Consider the following 16,071-nt stretch of genomic DNA (forward strand, 5'->3'; position numbering starts at 1 on the left):
CAGTACCGCAATGTGAAGGCGGACTACGTCAAGCACCTGTGGAACGTCGTCAACTGGGACGAGGTCTCCAAGCGCTTCGCCGACGCCCGCGCCGGTTACAACGGCCTCCGCCTTCCCACCTCCTGACAGGCAGAACCACCGCGCCTTAGGTTCTCGCTGGTCAGAAGCCGTGAGTGCGTTGTGTCGCCATGGCAGCACAAAGCGCTCACGGCCCCACCGCTCGGTGGTGAGTGCTCCGACAAGCCCACTGCCGAAACTTCGGGGCCTTCCTCCGGGAGGGCCCCGAAGTCTTCTTGGATACGACCGGACCCCGGCCTCCCGCAGGAGGCCGGGGCCCGATCTGTTCCCGAACTGACTACCGCTCCCACCACGAAGCGGATGTGTTTTAGGTTAGCCTAACCTTTAGAATGGGGCAACCGCGTTCTCCGCCGCCAAGCCAGCACCGCGACGCCGACGAGCGCGGCGGCCAGCGACGCCAGCCCGCCCAGCAGGATCGGCCAGCGCGGCCCGAGCACCTCGGCGAGCCATCCCGAAGCCAGCCCGCCCAGCGGCTTTCCGCCCAGGAACAGCAGCATGTAGAGGCCCATGACCCGGCCGCGCATGGTCGGCTCCACGGCCAGCTGGACGGTCGCGTTCGCGCTCGTGGTGAACGTCATCACAGCGATCCCGACCGGCACCAGCGACGCCGCGAACAGCTCGTAGGTCGGCATCAGCGCCGCCGCGGCCTCCAGCACGCCGAAAACGCCGGCGCCCAGCAGCATCAGCCGCAGCCTCGGCACCCCGCGGCCGCTGCGCCGGGCCGCCAGCGACGCCCCGGTCAGCGTGCCGACCGCGAGCATGGTGATCAGCAGGCCGTAGCCGTCGGCTTCGCGCCCGAAGACGTTGCGCGCGATCACGGCGAAGGAGCTCTCGAAGTTCATCCCGAACGTGCCGACGAAGAACACCAGCACCATCACCACGAGCAGGTCCGGCCGCCCGCGCACGTAGCGCAGCCCGGCGCGCAGCTGGCCGCGTTCCTTCGGCGGCGGCTTGGCCCGGTGCAGCGCCGACGCGTCCATCAGCGCCAGCCCGGCGACCACGGCGGCCGAGCTCAACCCGTTGAGCAGGAACACCCAGCCGGTGCCGATCGCGGTGATCAGCACCCCGGCGATCGCCGGGCCGACGATGCGCGCCAGGTTGAACGTCATCGAGTTCAGCGCGACGGCGTTGGTGAGCTGCCGGGGCCCGACCATCTCGACGACGAAGGACTGCCGCACCGGCGCGTCGACCGCGGCGAAGCAGCCGAGCACGAAGCACAGCAGGTAGACGTGCCAGAGCAGCACGACACCGGTGACGTCGAGCAGCCCCAGCACGAGGCCGCAGGCGCCGAGCGCGCTCTGGGTGGCGACGAGCATGCGCCGCTTGTCGAAGCGGTCGGCGAAGACGCCCGCCCACAGCGTCAGCAGCAGGGTCGGGGCGAACTGCAGGGCGACCGCCACGCCCAGCGCGGCCGGGCTGCCGCCGGAGAGTTCCAGCACCAGCCAGTCCTGCGCGGCGCGCTGCATCCACGTGCCGGTCAGGGAAACGACCTGGCCGGAGGCGTAGTAGCGGTAGTTGCGCTCCCGCAGGGAGCGGAACATGCCGCCGGATCGGTCCGATGTGGACGGAGGTTTGCGGTTGGCCGGATCTCCGCTCGGGTCGGTTCCCTCGCGTGCCGCGGATCGGTCAACCACGCTCGTGCGTACCGCCTCTCATCGGACTCCGGTCATCGGCCGGCCAACCGGTCGATGATCTCCGCCGCCTGGAACAGCACGCGGCGGTCTTCCTCGGTCAGGTCCGCGAGCTGCTGGTCCAGCCAGCGCTCCCGGATCGAGACCTCTTCCTCTATGCGGGCCTGGCCCGCCTCGGTCAGCTCCACGATGGCCTGCCGGCCGTCGGTGGGGTGCGGCCGACGCGCGACCAGCCCGGCGTCTTCCAGGGCGGAGATCACCCTGGTCATCGACGGCGGCTGGACGCCTTCCCGGGCCGCCAGCTCGCCGGGCGTCAAAGCGCCGGCCTTGTGCAGACAGGACAGCGCCGACAGCTGGGACAGCGTGATCTTCGAGTCGGTGCTCTGCGCGCGCAGCCGCCGGTTCAGGCGGACGACGGCGAGCCGCAGCCGACTCGCCAAGGTGCGCTCGCGCTCCGCGATATCGGACACGTCGTTAGTCTACCAAACTATTTCGGGGAATCGGACAAACTGATCAGGCCTGATCAGTGGCCGTCCACCATAGCCAGCCGACGACCCCGCCCCCGGAATCGCAACCCAATCGACGCACTGCTCCGAACGGCCCAAGGCTCTCGTCTCGCCCGGCCAGGCCCCGTGCGCACTTTGTGCTGCTCTGGCGACACGAAACGCGCACGGGCGATCACCTGCGAGAACGGGCGGATCAGATGCCGAAGAGCACGTGCAGCGGGCCGGAGCAGAAGTAGAGCACGAACGCCGCCGACACGACCCACATCAGCGGGTGCACGGTGCGGATGCGGCCGGTGAAGACCCGCAGCAGCACGTAGCTGATGAAGCCCGCGCCGATGCCGTTGGCGATCGAGTACGTGAACGGCATGACCACGATCGTCAGGAACGCGGGCAACGCGATGCTGAAGTCGGACAGGTCGATCTGCCGGATCTGGGTCAGCATCATCGCCCCGACCACGACCAGCGCCGGAGCCGCCGCCTCCACCGGGATGATCTGGTAGAGCGGCGTGAAGAACATCGCCGCCAGGAACAGCAGGCCGGTGATCACGTTCGCCAGGCCGGTGCGCGCCCCCTCCGCGATACCGGACGCGGACTCCACGAACACGGTGTTGGAGCTCGCCGAACCCAACCCGCCGGCGACCGCGCCGACGCCCTCGACGGCCAGCGCCTTGCCGATGCCCGGCAGGTTGCCGTCCTTGTCGGCGAGCCCGCCCTCCTTGCCGAGGCCGGTCATGGTGCCCATGGCGTCGAAGAAGTTCGCCAGCACCAGCGTGAACACCAGCATCGCGGCGGCCAGCGCCGGCAGCCGCGTCCACGCGCCGAAGGAGATGTCGCCGACCAGCGACAGGTCGGGCAGGCCGACGACGTGCTCCGGCACCGCCGGGTAGCCGAGGTTCCAGCCGTAGGCGTTGACGCCCTTCGACGGGCCCGCGTGGAAGATCGACTCGATGATGATCGACAGCACCGTGGTGACGGCCACGCTGATCAGGATCGCGCCCCGCACCTTGCGCGCCACCAGCACCGAGGTGAGCACCAGCCCGAACACGAACACCGCCGTCGGCCACGAGGCGATCGAGCCGTCGATGCCCAGCCCGACCGGCACGGTCGTGTTGGCGGCGTCCGGCAGGCGCCGCACGAAACCGGCGTCGACCAGGCCGACGAAGGTGATGAACACGCCGACGCCGACCGCGATCGCGGCCTTGAGCTCGGGTGGCACCGCGTTGAACACCGCGGTCCGGAACCCGGTGGCGACCAGGATCAGGATGATGATGCCGTCCACCACCACCAAGCCCATCGCCTCGGGCCAGGTGACCTGCGGCGCGATGGTCACGGCCAGCAGCGTGTTGATGCCGAGCCCGGCGGCGATCGCGAACGGGTAGTTGGCGATCAGTCCGAACAGGATCGTCATCACACCCGCGACCAGCGCGGTGGTCGCCGCGACCTGCGAAACCGGCAGGATGTTGCCGAGCACGTCGCGCTTGGCACCGGCGTCGTCGGGCGAGGAGCTGCCGAGGATCAGCGGGTTCAGCACGATGATGTAGGCGACCGTGACGAACGTGACCACGCCGCCGCGTACTTCCCGCCCGACGCTGGACCCGCGGTCGGTGATCTTGAAATACCGGTCCAGCAGCGACTTCTTGGAAACGTCTCGATCCACCATCAGTACTTCCCGATCACCGCGCCTGCGCGCGCGTTCATTACCGGGAGTAGCCTGCCTGACGTGGCACAGGACAGCGAATCCACCCCCTCGGCGCCGGGTCACCGGCCGGTTCCGCCGCTGCCTCGGAGGCTCGCGGACCCCACCCCGGTGGTGCTGTTCGGCACGGCCCTGTGGTTCGCCGGAGTGGTGCTGTTCGGCATCCGCGACTGGGCCGGCATCCAGTTCTGGACCTGCCTGGCCGGGGGCGTGCTCGGCATCATCGGCTACGGCGTGTTCCGCTGGCAGCGCTCGGCGGCGCGCCGCGGTTCCCGGGGCGCCTGGAAGGGCCTGTCCGGACTCGACGGCTGAGCCTGCCCAAATCTGCTCCGAACAGCCCCGCGACCAGTTAGTCTGCACAGTCGACATCAAGTTCCGATGCCCTAACGCGGGAGCGCAGCACCAGTGCCCAAGCTCGACGTCGACCGACTCGAATTCGCGATCCTGGCCGAACGCGCCGATCTCAGCCGGATCCCGATGATCGCGTCGTACAGCAACTACGGGACGACCGTGAAAGACATGCCTCGCGAGTTCGAGGCGGCGGAGCAGCGGGTCCGCGATCGCGGCCTGATCAACCCGAGCGGCGTGAACGACCGGGTCATGGAGCTGCTCGGCATCTACGCGCACGTGACGGTCGAATACGACCTGCGGTTCTCCTCGCAGAAGGGCAGCGAACTGCGCGCCGCGGTGTCGAAGGCGAACAAGACGGCGGTGCGCACGGTCGTCGACGGCGACCGGATCATCCTGGAGCCGGTGCACCCGAACGACCTGATCCCGTCGCTGGTGTCGGTGCTCCCGGAACACCCGCCGGCCCGCATCCGCCCCGCGCTGAGCGTGGACCTGGCGGAGATGCGCGCGGCCATGGCCGACGTGCGCCGCCGCGGGGACGAAGACCCGCAGGCGATCGAGCAGAGCCTGCGAGCGCGCGGCGTGAACGTGGCGAGCTTCCGGAAGATGACGCAGCTGCTCGAAGGCCCGCGGCTGGGCCTCGGCGAAGCGGGCGTCACGATCTGGGACGACCGCCGCCGCGAGCGCCGGGGAGACCAGACGCTGCGGATCATCGACCTGCAGCAGGGCCGCACGGCGGTCTACAACAGCGGGACCCAGCGGATGTTCGCGGGGGCGGACATGAGCACGTTCACCAGGGTGCTCGGGGAGCTGGCGACGAAGACCCAGCGCGAAGCTGCCTGGTAGCGACCAACGTCACTCCGCCAAAAGGACCAATCCGACAACGAGTTGGGAACCGATCAGCGCGAAGCATCGTCACACCTGTGCACGAACGGGCAAAGACCTGGCAAGCTAAGCGCGACGTGTACCTGATTCAGGGGACAAAGGGGGTAGTGAGAGGTGTCATTCTTCGACGGGGTCGTCACGACAGCGCAGAAGGCTGTGCGGCAGGCGACGATCCACACCGCGATCAACTCGGGCGGCTCTGCGCAGGCGGCGTCGTTCACTGTCGACATCGAGCAGATTCCGGGCCTGATCGCCGAGTACGAGAAGGCCCAGGACAAGCTGGGCGACATCCTGATGAAAGCGCAGGACCTTCAGAACGTCGCGCCGCCTGGGGACGACGAAGCCAGCCAGAAGCTCGCGACCGACCTCGGCGAGATGGCGGGGAACAACGAAGGATGCCTCTCGTGGGCCGTCAACGACGCCCGTGCTCGCATCCAGTCGCAGATCGATCAGCTGAAGGCTGCTCTCGGCACCTACCAGAACACCGACGAAGACGCTTCGATCCGCCAGGTTTAAGGAAGATCTCACGTGCTACGCCGCGCAACGCTGACCGCAGTGTCGCTACTCGCCGTACTGAGCGCTTCGGCTTGCGCTCCTGGCGGGAAGAACCCCGAGACATCCGTCCCCTCGAGCAGCGCCTCGGACACCACCACAGCTGCGCCGAAGGTGGAGAACCCGAAGAACCTCAAGGCGATCACCGACGCATGTCAACTGCTGACAGATCAGCAGGTCAAGGACCTCGGTGGCGTCAGCGAGAGAAGGCCTCCCGAGAAGAGCACCAACTCGTACGGCGAGTCCAGGTGTCAGTGGGCGACCGATGCCTTCACGGCGGCTGCCTCGATCAACACCAAACATGGGGGTTTGGCGAAGATCCAGCAGAACGCGGAGAACCGCCAGAACTACAAGCTGACACAGCTGGCCGGTTACCAAGGGGCACGCGTCGACGAGCAAAGCGACCTGTGCCGGATCGAGCTGGCCGTCGCCGACGACCAGTCGCTCGAGGTCAACTACTTCAAGAACGCTGGCGGCACGCCGGAGATGAACGACCCGTGCGGTTACGCCGAGAAGATCACCGGCGAAGTTCTGAAAAACATCCCGGACGCCTGATCGCGTCCGCGCGCCACGAAGACGATTACTGACAAGGGGGTGTGACCATGGTTTTACCGATCATTGTCGGCGGCTATCTGCTCACACGTGAATCGGACCGTGGTAACACGGACGAGATCATGCAGAAGGTGGGCTTCAACCACCCAGAGAAGTACCGGCAGATCAAGGAAGGGAACGGATCGGAAGATCTTTCCCGCAAGGTGCTGGACTGGAAGAACGAAATCGGTGGCCAGTTCACCGACGTCTACAACATCCTGGACGCCGCCAACAACAAAGCCAAGCTCGCCTGGACCGGTCAGGCTGCAGAGCAGCACGGCTCCACTCTGCAGCCGATGGCGCAGTTCATCGAAGATGCCAAGGGCGTCTCGGAATCCGTCGGTGTTGCCGCTGATAACCAGGTCGAAAACTTCAGCAGGGTCAAGAACAGCATGCCTGAGCCGGTGAAGGTCGATGCGACCGACAACCTGCTTGAGAAGGGCGGCGCTTGGCTGGTCGGTGGCGAGACCGACCTGCAGAAGCAGGAGCGCGAGGCCACTGAGAAGGCTCAGGAAGCCAAGCAGCACTACGACAACTACAGCAACAGCACCACGAACGTCTCGCAGAACCTGGCCTTCTACCCGAAGGCTCCCGAGATGGCGTACGACCAGGGCTCCGGCAGCACCGGGACGAACCCGACCGTTGGCAGCATTCCGAACGGTTCCGGGATTCCCGGCGGCGGTCCTGGTGGTGGTGGCGGCGGTGGCGGCAGCTGGGGCGGCAGCCTCGGCGGCGGCAGCGGTAGCGGCGGCACTGGCGGCACTGGTGGCACCGGCGGCCCTGGCGACGGTTACACGACTCCGTCGCAGAACACGTCGCAGTGGTCCTCGCCGCCCGTCACCAACGGTCCCGGCCTGCCCGTCAACCCCGGCCCCAACGTCGGCACGGGCCCGAACATGGGCGGTGCCGGGCTCGGCATGATGCCGCCCGGCGGCGGCGCCGGTGGTGCCGGTGCAGGTGGCGGTCGTGGGCTCGGCGCCGGTGGCGCCGGCGGCCGCGGCGCGGGCCTGGGTGCCGGTGGGCGCGCCGGTCTCGGCGGCCTCGGTGGCGGTTCCGGTGCCGGCGGTGCCGGTGGCGCTGCTGGTGCGGCCGGTCGTGGTGGCGCCGGCGGCATGGGCGCTGGTGGTGCTGGTCGCGGCCAGGGCAAGCAGGGCGAGGAAGACCAGGAGCACGAGGACAAGTACTGGGTCGACACGGACGAGGCCTGGGACGACCTGGGCCTGCCCAAGGTCGCCCCGCCGGTCTTCGGCGAGTGAGCAACATCCGCTGAGGTCGACCGAAGCGAACTGGCCGCGCACCGATTCCGGTGCGCGGCCAGCGCTTTCAGGGGCTACCGCACGGCGAAGATCGGCGTTGACGCAGTGCCGGGGCCCATGTAGGCGCCGTAAACCGCGTGCTCGTCCCAATGCAGGTTGTAGTTGTCCACCAAGGTGCCCAGATCCGGGAACAGTCCGCTGATCTGCTTGGGCTTCCCACCGTTGATCGGGATCTCGAACACCTGCGACGGATTCTCGTACGTGTGCTGGTTGATCGTGAGCACGCCGTTGCCCGTAACGGCGAATGGCATACCGACGACTTCCGGCCCGAGTTCCGCAGCCCAACGCTGCTCGCCGGTTTCCAGATCGACTGCCACGATCTTGTTGGTTTCGCGGTACGCGCTGACGGGCTTGCTCATCGTCGGCGCGATGAGCATCCCATCGGCGAGCACAACGCGATATCTCTTGCGTGATTTGTTGTCGACGCGGTTGTTGATCGGCGCAATGTTCAGCCGCCCTGCGGGAACGTCTTCCGGAATGGCCGCCGTCTGACGCCCCGTTTCATCGAAGACGAGCAGGGTTCGTGGGACCTCGTCATCCTCGCTCGTCGCGATCTCGACGATCGGCGGGTCCGCGGAGATCATCCCGACCGGGCTGTGCGATTCGTACGTCGCTCGCCCGCGTTCCGCCCCGTTCGCCGGGTCCAGGAAGAGAAGTTCCTGGGCGGGGCCGTCGGTGGTGCAGTCAAGCGGGACGGCCACGGTCCTCTCGCTGATGGCCGGCCCCAACACCATGCAGCCTCGGTTCACTTCCTGGTCGTGGCGCCAGATCTCATTACCGCTGGTCAGGCTCATCCCGAACACGGTGTCGTGCAGCGCGAAGACCACCACGTCGCCGACGATCTCCGGGTCGGTGAAGTTCGTCGTGCCCCTGTTCTCGACGACCGGCATGTCGAACTGCCGCTTGACGGCACCGGTCTTGACGTCGATGACGGCGATCGTCGAGCAGCCGGTGCCGCCGTAGGTGTCCTTCTTGTACGGGCCGTAGGCGATGACGCCGAGACCGTTCTTCACCTCGTGGCTCATGCCGCAGAACCGGCTCATCTTCGCGTCGTCCCCGGCCCGCAGCGGCGGTTCCAGGTCCCAGGCGCCCTCGCCGGTGTCCGCGTGGAACGCGTCGAGCCAGTCTTCGTGCATCACCGCGACGATTCCGTCGGAAGCCCAGCTGTTGAAGGGCTTCTCTTCCATCGTCGGGCTCTCTTTCCAGAGCAGCGTCGCCGCCTGCCGCTGGTCCTCATCTCTCGGGCCGTACCTGGCGCGCAACGCGAGCCATCCGGCCACGCCGCCGCCGACCAGGACCACGACGAGGCCGATGATCAGGAACGGCACCCACGTCCAGCGCTTCTTGGGCGGCATCGCGGCCGGACCGGCCGGGTACTGCGGCGGGTACGGCTGCTGCGGATAGGGCTGCGGGCCTTGGTTTCCCGGCCAGCCTTGATGAGTCACTTCGACATGCTCCCCTCGGCATGAACGCGCTCGCGCAGAATCGGAGCGCTCCCCCAAATACGGCCTGCAACCAGGCCAGACGGCATTATGCCCGACCAAGATGCCGGAAAAGCGACCTTCAGCCGAACGTCACCGCCGCACATCTATTCGTCCACTTCGGACTTCGGTTGCACAGACGCCGCAGGTTGGGCGGCTGTCTCGGGCGGTGACGTCGTCGGGGGCCGTCATCACGCCGCAGAGCGCGATCAGGTCTCGGCCTTCGCGGCGCGGGTCTTCGACCGGGATCACGTGGTTCTGGTAGCCGAAGGCGGCCCAGTAGCCGACTCGCTCTTCGGGGCCGTTCTCGGTCGATCGCGTCATCGCGTTCTCCTTGAGCCGCGGGTTTGGCCGGTGACCGGGCGCGTGGGGTCGGGGGAGGTCGCGCCCGGTCACCGGGGTGGGCCGGTGCGGGTGGGATTGGGGGAGGTCACCGCACCGGCCCTGCTCGGGAGGCTTGGGCCGTGAGTGTTTTGGGGTGTTCTAGCGCCCCCAAAACACTCACGGGCCGTTACGGGCGCAGGTGGTGGCGCCCGGTGGGCTCATCGGGGTCGGTGGTGGGGAATTCTGGTGGTATGCGGGGATGTTCGCGTTCCGGCCGGTGCTTGTCTGCCGCTTCGCGGGTTTCGGCTTCGATGTCGGCTATGAGATGCCAGACCGTGTAGGCGCCTTCGCCGCCTCCGGCGTGCTGGCCTGTGGTGAAGGCGATGGCTCGGGCGGGGATCTGGGTGGTGAGCATGGCGAGGATGAGCAGGTTGAACAGGACGAACGTGCTGAGCTGGATCCAGAACATTGGTTTCTCCGTACCGTTGAAGTTGCTGTTTTTGCTGGTAAGGGTCCGTGTGTACTTTGTGTCGCTATAGCAGCAATAAGTACTCACGGGCCTGTGGCCCACCCGGCGGTGATCCGCCGCCAGCAGCGCATGCAGGTGTCTTCGCGGATCCAGTCCACTTCGGAGCGGTCGTGCAGCTCGGCTGCGTCCGCTTCTGCTCCGCAGAACGCCACCACCGGCTTTCCGGTAGGGGTTTTCGTTGCTGCGATGGGGAAAGCGTGGCGGCCTCCCGTGACCGGGCGCCAGATGTAGGTCAAGTAGTCGGACACTGGACCTCCTTTTGTGGTCTCTGACCAGATGAGACCGGCCCAGCTTTCTCCGATCAAGCTGGTTCACCGTTATGTGTAATAGCGCAATCTCAGGCCCTGAAATAGCGTGGGCATATGACAACTGCACGTTCACGAGGTCTGGGTGCCGAGATTCGCAAGCTCCGAAAGGAAGCTGGCCTGCGACTAGAGGAACTGGCGGAGCAGTGTGATTGGTCAAGGGCGACGCTCGGCCGGATCGAGGTCGGGGCCAAGGTTCCTTCAGAAACTGAGATAGCAATCATCCTGGGAACACTCAGTATCAAGGGGCAGAAGCGAACGCGCATCCTTGAACTCGCCGAGGACGCGCACAAGCCGCACTGGTGGGAAGTGGGAAACCCAGGACTGCCACAGCAACTCGTGGCGCTGCTGGAGTTTGAACGCAGCGCATCCGAGATCACTAACGTGTCGCTTGGTCTTGTACCTGGCTTGCTTCAGATCGCCGACTACACCCGGGCGATCATGGTTGCTGGCGGACTCAAGGACAGCGAAGTCGAATCCAGAGTCTCTCTGCGGCTCGGTCGGCAGAGTGTCCTAACTGGCAAGAGGCCAGTGGAGTTCCACGCTCTGATCGATGAGTCAGTCCTGCATCGGCCGGTCGGGGGCAACGACGTGATGGGAGAACAGCTCAGGCACATCGCGCGTATGACGCTTCGCCCGCACATCACGGTCCAGGTAATCCCTTACGAGCTAGGCGCGCACGTCGGCCTGAACGGCAACCAACTGGTCATGAAGTTCCAACGGCAGCGAACCATCGTCTATTTGGAGCATCGCCGCGCTGGTACCTTCCTGGACGATCCGGCCGACACTTCCCCGTTCGTCGAGTCCGTGGCTAGTCTGACCAAAGCAGCGTTGAGCCCTCGCGAATCCACCGATCTTATCGCTGCATGCGCGAAGAAGATGGAGGAACGCCATGTCGCCGATCACTAACTGGCGGAAGTCCACCTACAGCGGCGAGGAGGGAGACTGCGTCGAGGTCGGCGCAGGGCCTGATGTCGTCGGGGTTCGGGACACCAAGGATCGCGACGGGGGGACCTTGGCCCTTCGGCCGCAGGCTTGGGGTGTTTTCTTAGCCGCCGTCAAGGCTGAGCGCTTCGGGTGAAGCGCTCAGCGCAGGAGGGTTGCCGCTTCCGGGTCCGCCAGCAGGGCCGTTAGGGCGAACCTCTCGTGCCAGGACCCCGATGCCCAGGCCAGGGCTCGGGCCAGGCCGTCCGGGGTTCGCTCCGCGTGGACCTTCCCCGTCCTGTCGACCCACCAGTGCACCCGCTGCTCCCCCGTCGACGACCGGACTCGCAGCGTGTCGTGGAGCCTGACCTCACCGGTCGGCACCGCGATCCCCAGCAGCTCGCACGCCGCCGGGACGCGCGCCACCTCCGGCCAGCTCTGGGCGCGGCCCTCGTCCACCACCTGCATCGTGTTCTCTTCCGATGCCAGCGGCAGATCCAGGAGTTCCGCCAGGGATTCCGCGTCGAACTGGTCCGGGCTGCCGCCCGCGATCACCAGCGGCGCTTCCAGCACGCTCAGCATCCACGGCTCGTCGAGGACCACCGCTCGCCCGGTGCTGACCACCGCGCCCGACACCGAGCGCACCATCTCCGGGAGATCGATCTCGGCCGGGTCCACGACACCCGACGCGACCGCGTCGGCCAGCGCTTGATGCGCGCGCAGCGCAGTTCCGGCGCGCACGGGGCGATCCGGGTCGCCGAGGCGTTCCAGCAGGTCCGCAGCGTCGTCGGAATCGTCGATGACGAGCTCGCTGCGCACGCCCGTGATCCTCAGCTGCTCGTCGTCGAGGCCGACGTCAGGCACCGCGTCGAAGAGGCCCGCCAGCTCCCCAGCAGCCGCGAGGCGCCAGTGCCGGGGCGGCTGGCCTGCGAGCAGCGCGTAGCGCGCGATCCACCAGGCCGAGTAGCTGTTCGGTTCGCGCAGGGCGCGCAGGGCTTCCGGGTTCCGCACCAGCAGGCGGATCGCCGCCGGCCAGCAGTCGTCGGCGACCAGGTCCAGGTCCCGGATTCCGATGAACCTGGCCGGTGGCCAGTTCTCGGGCTGCGCGGCTTCCTGCTCCGCCCACCAGTGGCGCGAGTCCGGGAAGTCGTCGTCCGCTTCGACCGGGTCTTCCTCGACGTGCACCGCGAAGTCGTCCAGCACGCCGATCGCCCGCAGCAGCTCCGCGGGCCGGTCGGCGGCGAATGCCTCGTCCAGCACCGCGAGCGGCCCGTCCGCACCGATGTACTCGGCGTCGATGACCTCCAGCAGCGCCGCGTCGGGCAGCAGGAGTTCGTCCGCGCGGCGGAAGTCGCCGTTCGCGTCCGGCAGCGCCAGCGCGCCCAACCAGTCGCGTGGCTGCGCGCTCGCGACCAGCCGCAACACCGCCTCCGCCAACGGCCGCACGTCCGCTCCGGCTCGCGCGTCGGAGACGCTGCTGCGCACCGCCTCCTCCAGCGACGGGGCATCGAGCAGCTCCGCCGGGCCGGCCGGGTGCGCGCCGAGCTTCTCCAGCAGCGGATGCGTCGCATCGGGGTGCGCGATGCGCAGCCCGGAGATGTCCAGAGTGGACAGCAGCGCCGCCGGGTCCGGGTCCGCGTCCCGGTGGCTGAGCAGGACATCCCGCACGCCCGTCACCGTGCGGCCGTCCGCCAGCGGCACCGGCAGCGCGGAGAACTCCTCGCGCGCCACGGGATCCGCGCTCTCGATCGGGACCAGCGCGTCGTAGAAGCTGTACCACCACTGCGGCGGCCGCTGCAGGCCGGTGACCGCGTCGACGATCTCCGCCGCGGCGAGCCGCCGGACCTCCAGCACGTGCAGCGACCTGCGGTGCCGGGCATCCGCCAGCTCAGCCGTGAGCAGGCCCGGGATCACGTCCTTGAGCAGCTCGGCGAGCTCCGGCGAGATGTATTCGAGGACCCGCGATTCCAGCGGCGCCACCAGGTTCCCGTTCGCCGCGGGCAGCCAAGCCGCGACCCGCAGCCGGTCGTTCACGCCCTGCCGCAGCTTGTCGTCCACATCGGACAGCGGGAAGCCCGGCAGCGGCACCAGCGCCGTCCGGTGCTCCACGGCGATCTTGCCGACCAGCCCGGGATAGCACTCGGCGGCGAACGTCAGCACCGCGTCCGTGGCGGCCGACGCCGCCACCCGCCGCCGGTCCGGCTCCACCGGCACACTCGCCAGCAACCGGGCAGGCAGCGACAGCCGCTCCTCGGTCGGTGTCGGCGCGTGCAGCACGTCTTCGGCCAGCGGGATCGGCGTGCCGTCCTCGTCCAGCGGCACCGCCCAGGTCACGCGCCACTCCGTGGCGTGCCGGGCCTCGACGCCAAGACCGGCCAGCGCCGTCTCGCTCAACGTGCCCGTCGCGCGGTGCACGAGCCACCGGTCGCTGCGGGTGGGGCCGTGCACGACCAGCCGATCGGCGCCTTCGTCCACGCGCCGCCACGTCTTCTCGCCGATCCGGATCTCGGTCAGCGCGGGCAGCGCGATCAGCAGATCCGGGGCCTGGTCGGTGAACGCCGCCATCAGCGCGTCCGTGACCACATCGGGGCGCAGCGGCAACCGCACCTCGGTGTCGAAGCCCGCGGGCGGCTCGTCGGCGACGGCCCACGGCAGCCGCAGCACCGGCACCGCGCCTTCCCGCGCCGCCAGCTCCTCCGCCGGGCCCGGCAGCTCCAACGCCGCTTCCCTGGTCCGCTCGGCGGAGAACGCAACGCCGCCGGACGTCGACACGATCTGCGGCTCGTCGGACACCGCCAGCACCGCGGCGAACCCGACGCCGAACCGGCCGACCGAGGCGCCCTCGCGCTTGGCCGACGCGCGCAGCGAAGCCAGGCCCGCCACGCCTTCCGCGGTCAGCGGCGACCCGGTGTTCGCGACCCGCAGCTCACGGCCGACGAGCTCGACGCGCAGCACGCCGTCGGCGCCCGCCGCATCTGCGGCGTTCTGCGCCAACTCGACCAGCAGCCGGTCGCGGTAGCCGCCGAGCCTGAGGTCTTCCTCGGCGTTGGCGTCCTCGCGGAACCGGGTCGGCGAAGACTCCCAGGACTGCAGCACGGCCCGCCGAAGCTCGGCCGTACCGAACGGATCCGCTCCGCTCACCCGCGCGGCTCGAAGTCCAGGGTGGCGTCGTCGTAGACGACCTCGGCCACCGGCACCGTCGACGAGGTGTCCACCTCGACCTCCGAATGCGCGCCGCAGCCGAACTCGACGCTGACCACGCGACCGTCGGCGGGCGCGAGCTCGTTGGCGCAGACACCGAACGCGCCGCCCATCGAACCCGCCAGCTTCAGGAAGAAACCGCAGGTGCCGCAGGCCCCCGGGGCCAGCTTGGCGATGTCGGCGCGCGGCCCGAACTCGCCGTTGTGCCAGCGGTCCGCGGCCTCCAGCCGGCCCTCCAGGCTGAGCACCCGTTTGCGGCCGAGGCCGACCTCGTGGGCGACCTCCTCGACCGCGGGGTCGTCGCTGGTCAGGTAGCCGGGCGCCAGCCGCGGGTCGTCCGCGGTGGTCGGCAGCAGGTCACCCGCGCCGAGGTCACCGGGGCGCACGCGCTGGTTCCACGGCACCCATTCCGGCGCGGTCAGCGCGCTCGGACCGGGCAGCAGCACGACCTCGCTGACGGTCACCGGCTCGCCCGGGCCAACGCTGGCGACCGTGACCGCCCAGCGCCACCCGACGTAGCCCGGGTAGTTCGACTCGAAGTAGTGCGTGACCGCGTGCGGGCCCTCGGCTTCGATCCCGACGTGCGCCCCCACCGAGGCGCCGGCCTCGGCGTCCAGGGTCAGCACCGGCGAGCCGATCGGGTCGTCCCCGGGCCGCGCCTCGTCCTCCGCCGCAGCTCGCGCGACGTCCTCGGCGGCGGCGAGCTCCGGGTTCGGCGGCACGGGCGCAGGCTGCCCCACGTCCTCGAACGGGGCATCCGCGCCTGGGCTGGTCATCGGAGCAGGCATAGGCGTCACATGCTCGATTGTGCCGTACGTGGTCGTCGCTGCCGCCGCCCGTGTCAAGCTTTCGGGGTGCGACTCCTCCCGACTCGACGAAGTCTGTGCGGCTGGGTGCTCGCCATCGGGCTGGGGTTGGTGGCGTGCACGCCGCAGGTACCAGCGCAACACGACGGCCAGGACGACCGCGAGCAAACCGATCAGGGCGTTGGGCACGCGGGAAGCCTGCCACACCTCCGAGCGGAGGTGATCTCCGTGCTCCCGCACGACCGCTCCTCATTCACTCAGGGCCTCGAACTCGCCGCCGGCACCCTCTACGAAGGCACCGGCATGCACGGTTCGTCGCTGCTCCGCGCCACCGATCTCGCCACCGGCGAGGTGCGCCGCGAAGCCCGGCTCCCGGCCGAGCTCTTCGGTGAGGGCATCACCGTCACGGGTGACCGTATCTGGCAGCTCACCTGGCAGGAAGGGGTTGCGCTGGAGCGAGACCGGGTGACGCTGGACGAGCTGCGCCGTGTGGAGTACTCGGGCGAGGGATGGGGCCTGTGCTTCGACGGGGCGCGGCTGGTCATGAGCGACGGCAGCGACCGGCTGACCTTCCGGGACCCGGCAACGTTCGCGCCGATCGGCGGCGTCGACGTGCGGCGCGGCGGATCCGCGGTGGAGGAGCTCAACGAGCTGGAGTGCGTCGGCGACCAGGTCTGGGCCAACGTCTGGGGCAGCGACGAGATCCTGCGCATCGACCCGGCGACCGGGCAGGTGACCGCGGTGGTGGACGCGTCCGGGCTGCTGAGCTCCTGGGAGCGGGCGGGCACCGACGTGCTCAACGGCATCGCCGCGATCCCGGGCACCGACGAGTTCCTGCTCACCGGCAAGTACTGGCCGACGATTTTCCGAGTTCGCTTCGTCCCGGCGTGATCGTTAG

18 protein-coding genes are annotated in these 16,071 nt (G+C 68.6%); 9 read left to right on the forward strand and 9 right to left on the reverse strand.

Going from position 1 to position 16,071, the window contains the following annotated elements; all coding sequences use genetic code 11:
- A partial coding sequence (locus tag ACWEV3_RS36315; protein ID WP_452618295.1) for a Fe-Mn family superoxide dismutase occupies positions 1-126 on the forward strand: 126 nt, incomplete at its 5' end.
- Between the two features lie 269 nt (positions 127-395).
- Here the strand turns inward: ACWEV3_RS36315 and ACWEV3_RS36320 are convergent.
- From ACWEV3_RS36320 to ACWEV3_RS36330, 3 genes are all read right to left on the reverse strand, one after another.
- The gene (locus tag ACWEV3_RS36320; RefSeq protein WP_452618238.1) at positions 396-1,712 is read right to left on the reverse strand and encodes an MFS transporter; all 1,317 of its coding nucleotides are present in this window, start codon (positions 1,710-1,712) and stop codon (positions 396-398) included.
- A 32-nt stretch (positions 1,713-1,744) separates the two neighbouring features.
- Positions 1,745-2,179 (reverse strand): MarR family winged helix-turn-helix transcriptional regulator, encoded by a 435-nt coding sequence (locus ACWEV3_RS36325; protein ID WP_452618239.1) that lies wholly within the window; start codon positions 2,177-2,179, stop codon positions 1,745-1,747.
- 229 nt (positions 2,180-2,408) lie between these two features.
- The gene (locus tag ACWEV3_RS36330; RefSeq protein ID WP_452618240.1) at positions 2,409-3,875 is read right to left on the reverse strand and encodes an NCS2 family permease; all 1,467 of its coding nucleotides are present in this window, start codon (positions 3,873-3,875) and stop codon (positions 2,409-2,411) included.
- Between the two features lie 60 nt (positions 3,876-3,935).
- Here ACWEV3_RS36330 and ACWEV3_RS36335 point away from each other — a divergent pair, with 60 nt between their 5' ends.
- The 5 genes from ACWEV3_RS36335 to ACWEV3_RS36355 all read left to right on the forward strand — a co-directional run bounded on the left by ACWEV3_RS36335 (position 3,936) and on the right by ACWEV3_RS36355 (position 7,543).
- On the forward strand, positions 3,936-4,223 hold the full coding sequence (locus tag ACWEV3_RS36335; RefSeq protein ID WP_093268532.1) for a DUF2530 domain-containing protein: 288 nt from the start codon (positions 3,936-3,938) through the stop codon (positions 4,221-4,223).
- A 93-nt stretch (positions 4,224-4,316) separates the two neighbouring features.
- Positions 4,317-5,105, forward strand: a complete 789-nt coding sequence (locus tag ACWEV3_RS36340; protein ID WP_452618241.1) for an ESX secretion-associated protein EspG — start codon at positions 4,317-4,319, stop codon at positions 5,103-5,105.
- Positions 5,106-5,258: 153 nt separating this feature from the next.
- Positions 5,259-5,660, forward strand: a complete 402-nt coding sequence (locus ACWEV3_RS36345; protein WP_452618242.1) for a hypothetical protein — start codon at positions 5,259-5,261, stop codon at positions 5,658-5,660.
- 12 nt (positions 5,661-5,672) lie between these two features.
- Positions 5,673-6,251, forward strand: coding sequence for a DUF3558 domain-containing protein (locus ACWEV3_RS36350; RefSeq protein ID WP_452618243.1), 579 nt, complete (start codon positions 5,673-5,675; stop codon positions 6,249-6,251).
- 119 nt (positions 6,252-6,370) lie between these two features.
- Complete coding sequence (locus tag ACWEV3_RS36355; protein ID WP_452618244.1) at positions 6,371-7,543, forward strand: hypothetical protein; 1,173 nt, start codon at positions 6,371-6,373, stop codon at positions 7,541-7,543.
- Positions 7,544-7,617: 74 nt separating this feature from the next.
- Here ACWEV3_RS36355 and ACWEV3_RS36360 read toward each other — a convergent pair whose 3' ends face one another.
- From ACWEV3_RS36360 to ACWEV3_RS36375, 4 genes are all read right to left on the reverse strand, one after another.
- Positions 7,618-9,048: an outer membrane protein assembly factor BamB family protein gene (locus ACWEV3_RS36360; protein WP_452618245.1), complete on the reverse strand. Its 1,431-nt coding sequence runs from the start codon at positions 9,046-9,048 to the stop codon at positions 7,618-7,620.
- Positions 9,049-9,177: 129 nt separating this feature from the next.
- Positions 9,178-9,408 (reverse strand): hypothetical protein, encoded by a 231-nt coding sequence (locus tag ACWEV3_RS36365; RefSeq protein ID WP_452618246.1) that lies wholly within the window; start codon positions 9,406-9,408, stop codon positions 9,178-9,180.
- A gap of 187 nt (positions 9,409-9,595) precedes the next feature.
- Complete coding sequence (locus ACWEV3_RS36370; protein WP_452618247.1) at positions 9,596-9,877, reverse strand: hypothetical protein; 282 nt, start codon at positions 9,875-9,877, stop codon at positions 9,596-9,598.
- 83 nt (positions 9,878-9,960) lie between these two features.
- Positions 9,961-10,185, reverse strand: coding sequence for a zinc finger protein (locus ACWEV3_RS36375; protein ID WP_452618248.1), 225 nt, complete (start codon positions 10,183-10,185; stop codon positions 9,961-9,963).
- 114 nt (positions 10,186-10,299) lie between these two features.
- Between ACWEV3_RS36375 and ACWEV3_RS36380 the strand changes: the two genes are divergently transcribed.
- Together ACWEV3_RS36380 and ACWEV3_RS36385 are read left to right on the forward strand one after the other, a co-directional pair.
- Positions 10,300-11,151 carry a helix-turn-helix domain-containing protein gene (locus ACWEV3_RS36380; RefSeq protein WP_452618249.1) on the forward strand — a complete coding sequence of 284 codons (852 nt, stop codon included), beginning with the start codon at positions 10,300-10,302 and terminating at the stop codon, positions 11,149-11,151.
- Positions 11,135-11,323: a DUF397 domain-containing protein gene (locus tag ACWEV3_RS36385; protein WP_452618250.1), complete on the forward strand. Its 189-nt coding sequence runs from the start codon at positions 11,135-11,137 to the stop codon at positions 11,321-11,323. Before ACWEV3_RS36380 ends, ACWEV3_RS36385 begins: the two co-directional genes overlap by 17 nt.
- A 5-nt stretch (positions 11,324-11,328) precedes the next feature.
- Here ACWEV3_RS36385 and ACWEV3_RS36390 read toward each other — a convergent pair whose 3' ends face one another.
- Together ACWEV3_RS36390 and ACWEV3_RS36395 are read right to left on the reverse strand one after the other, a co-directional pair.
- Entirely contained in the window at positions 11,329-14,307 is a 2,979-nt protein-coding gene (locus ACWEV3_RS36390; RefSeq protein WP_452618251.1) for a sacsin N-terminal ATP-binding-like domain-containing protein, read from the reverse strand.
- Entirely contained in the window at positions 14,304-15,143 is an 840-nt protein-coding gene (locus tag ACWEV3_RS36395; RefSeq protein WP_452618252.1) for a DUF3027 domain-containing protein, read from the reverse strand. Before ACWEV3_RS36395 ends, ACWEV3_RS36390 begins: the two co-directional genes overlap by 4 nt.
- Before the next feature lie 258 nt (positions 15,144-15,401).
- Here ACWEV3_RS36395 and ACWEV3_RS36400 point away from each other — a divergent pair, with 258 nt between their 5' ends.
- A complete protein-coding gene (locus ACWEV3_RS36400; protein ID WP_452618253.1) occupies positions 15,402-16,064 on the forward strand; it encodes a glutaminyl-peptide cyclotransferase in 663 nt (220 codons plus the stop codon).
- Positions 16,065-16,071: the final 7 nt, after the last annotated feature.

The organism is Saccharopolyspora sp. NPDC003752 (assembly GCF_053605825.1).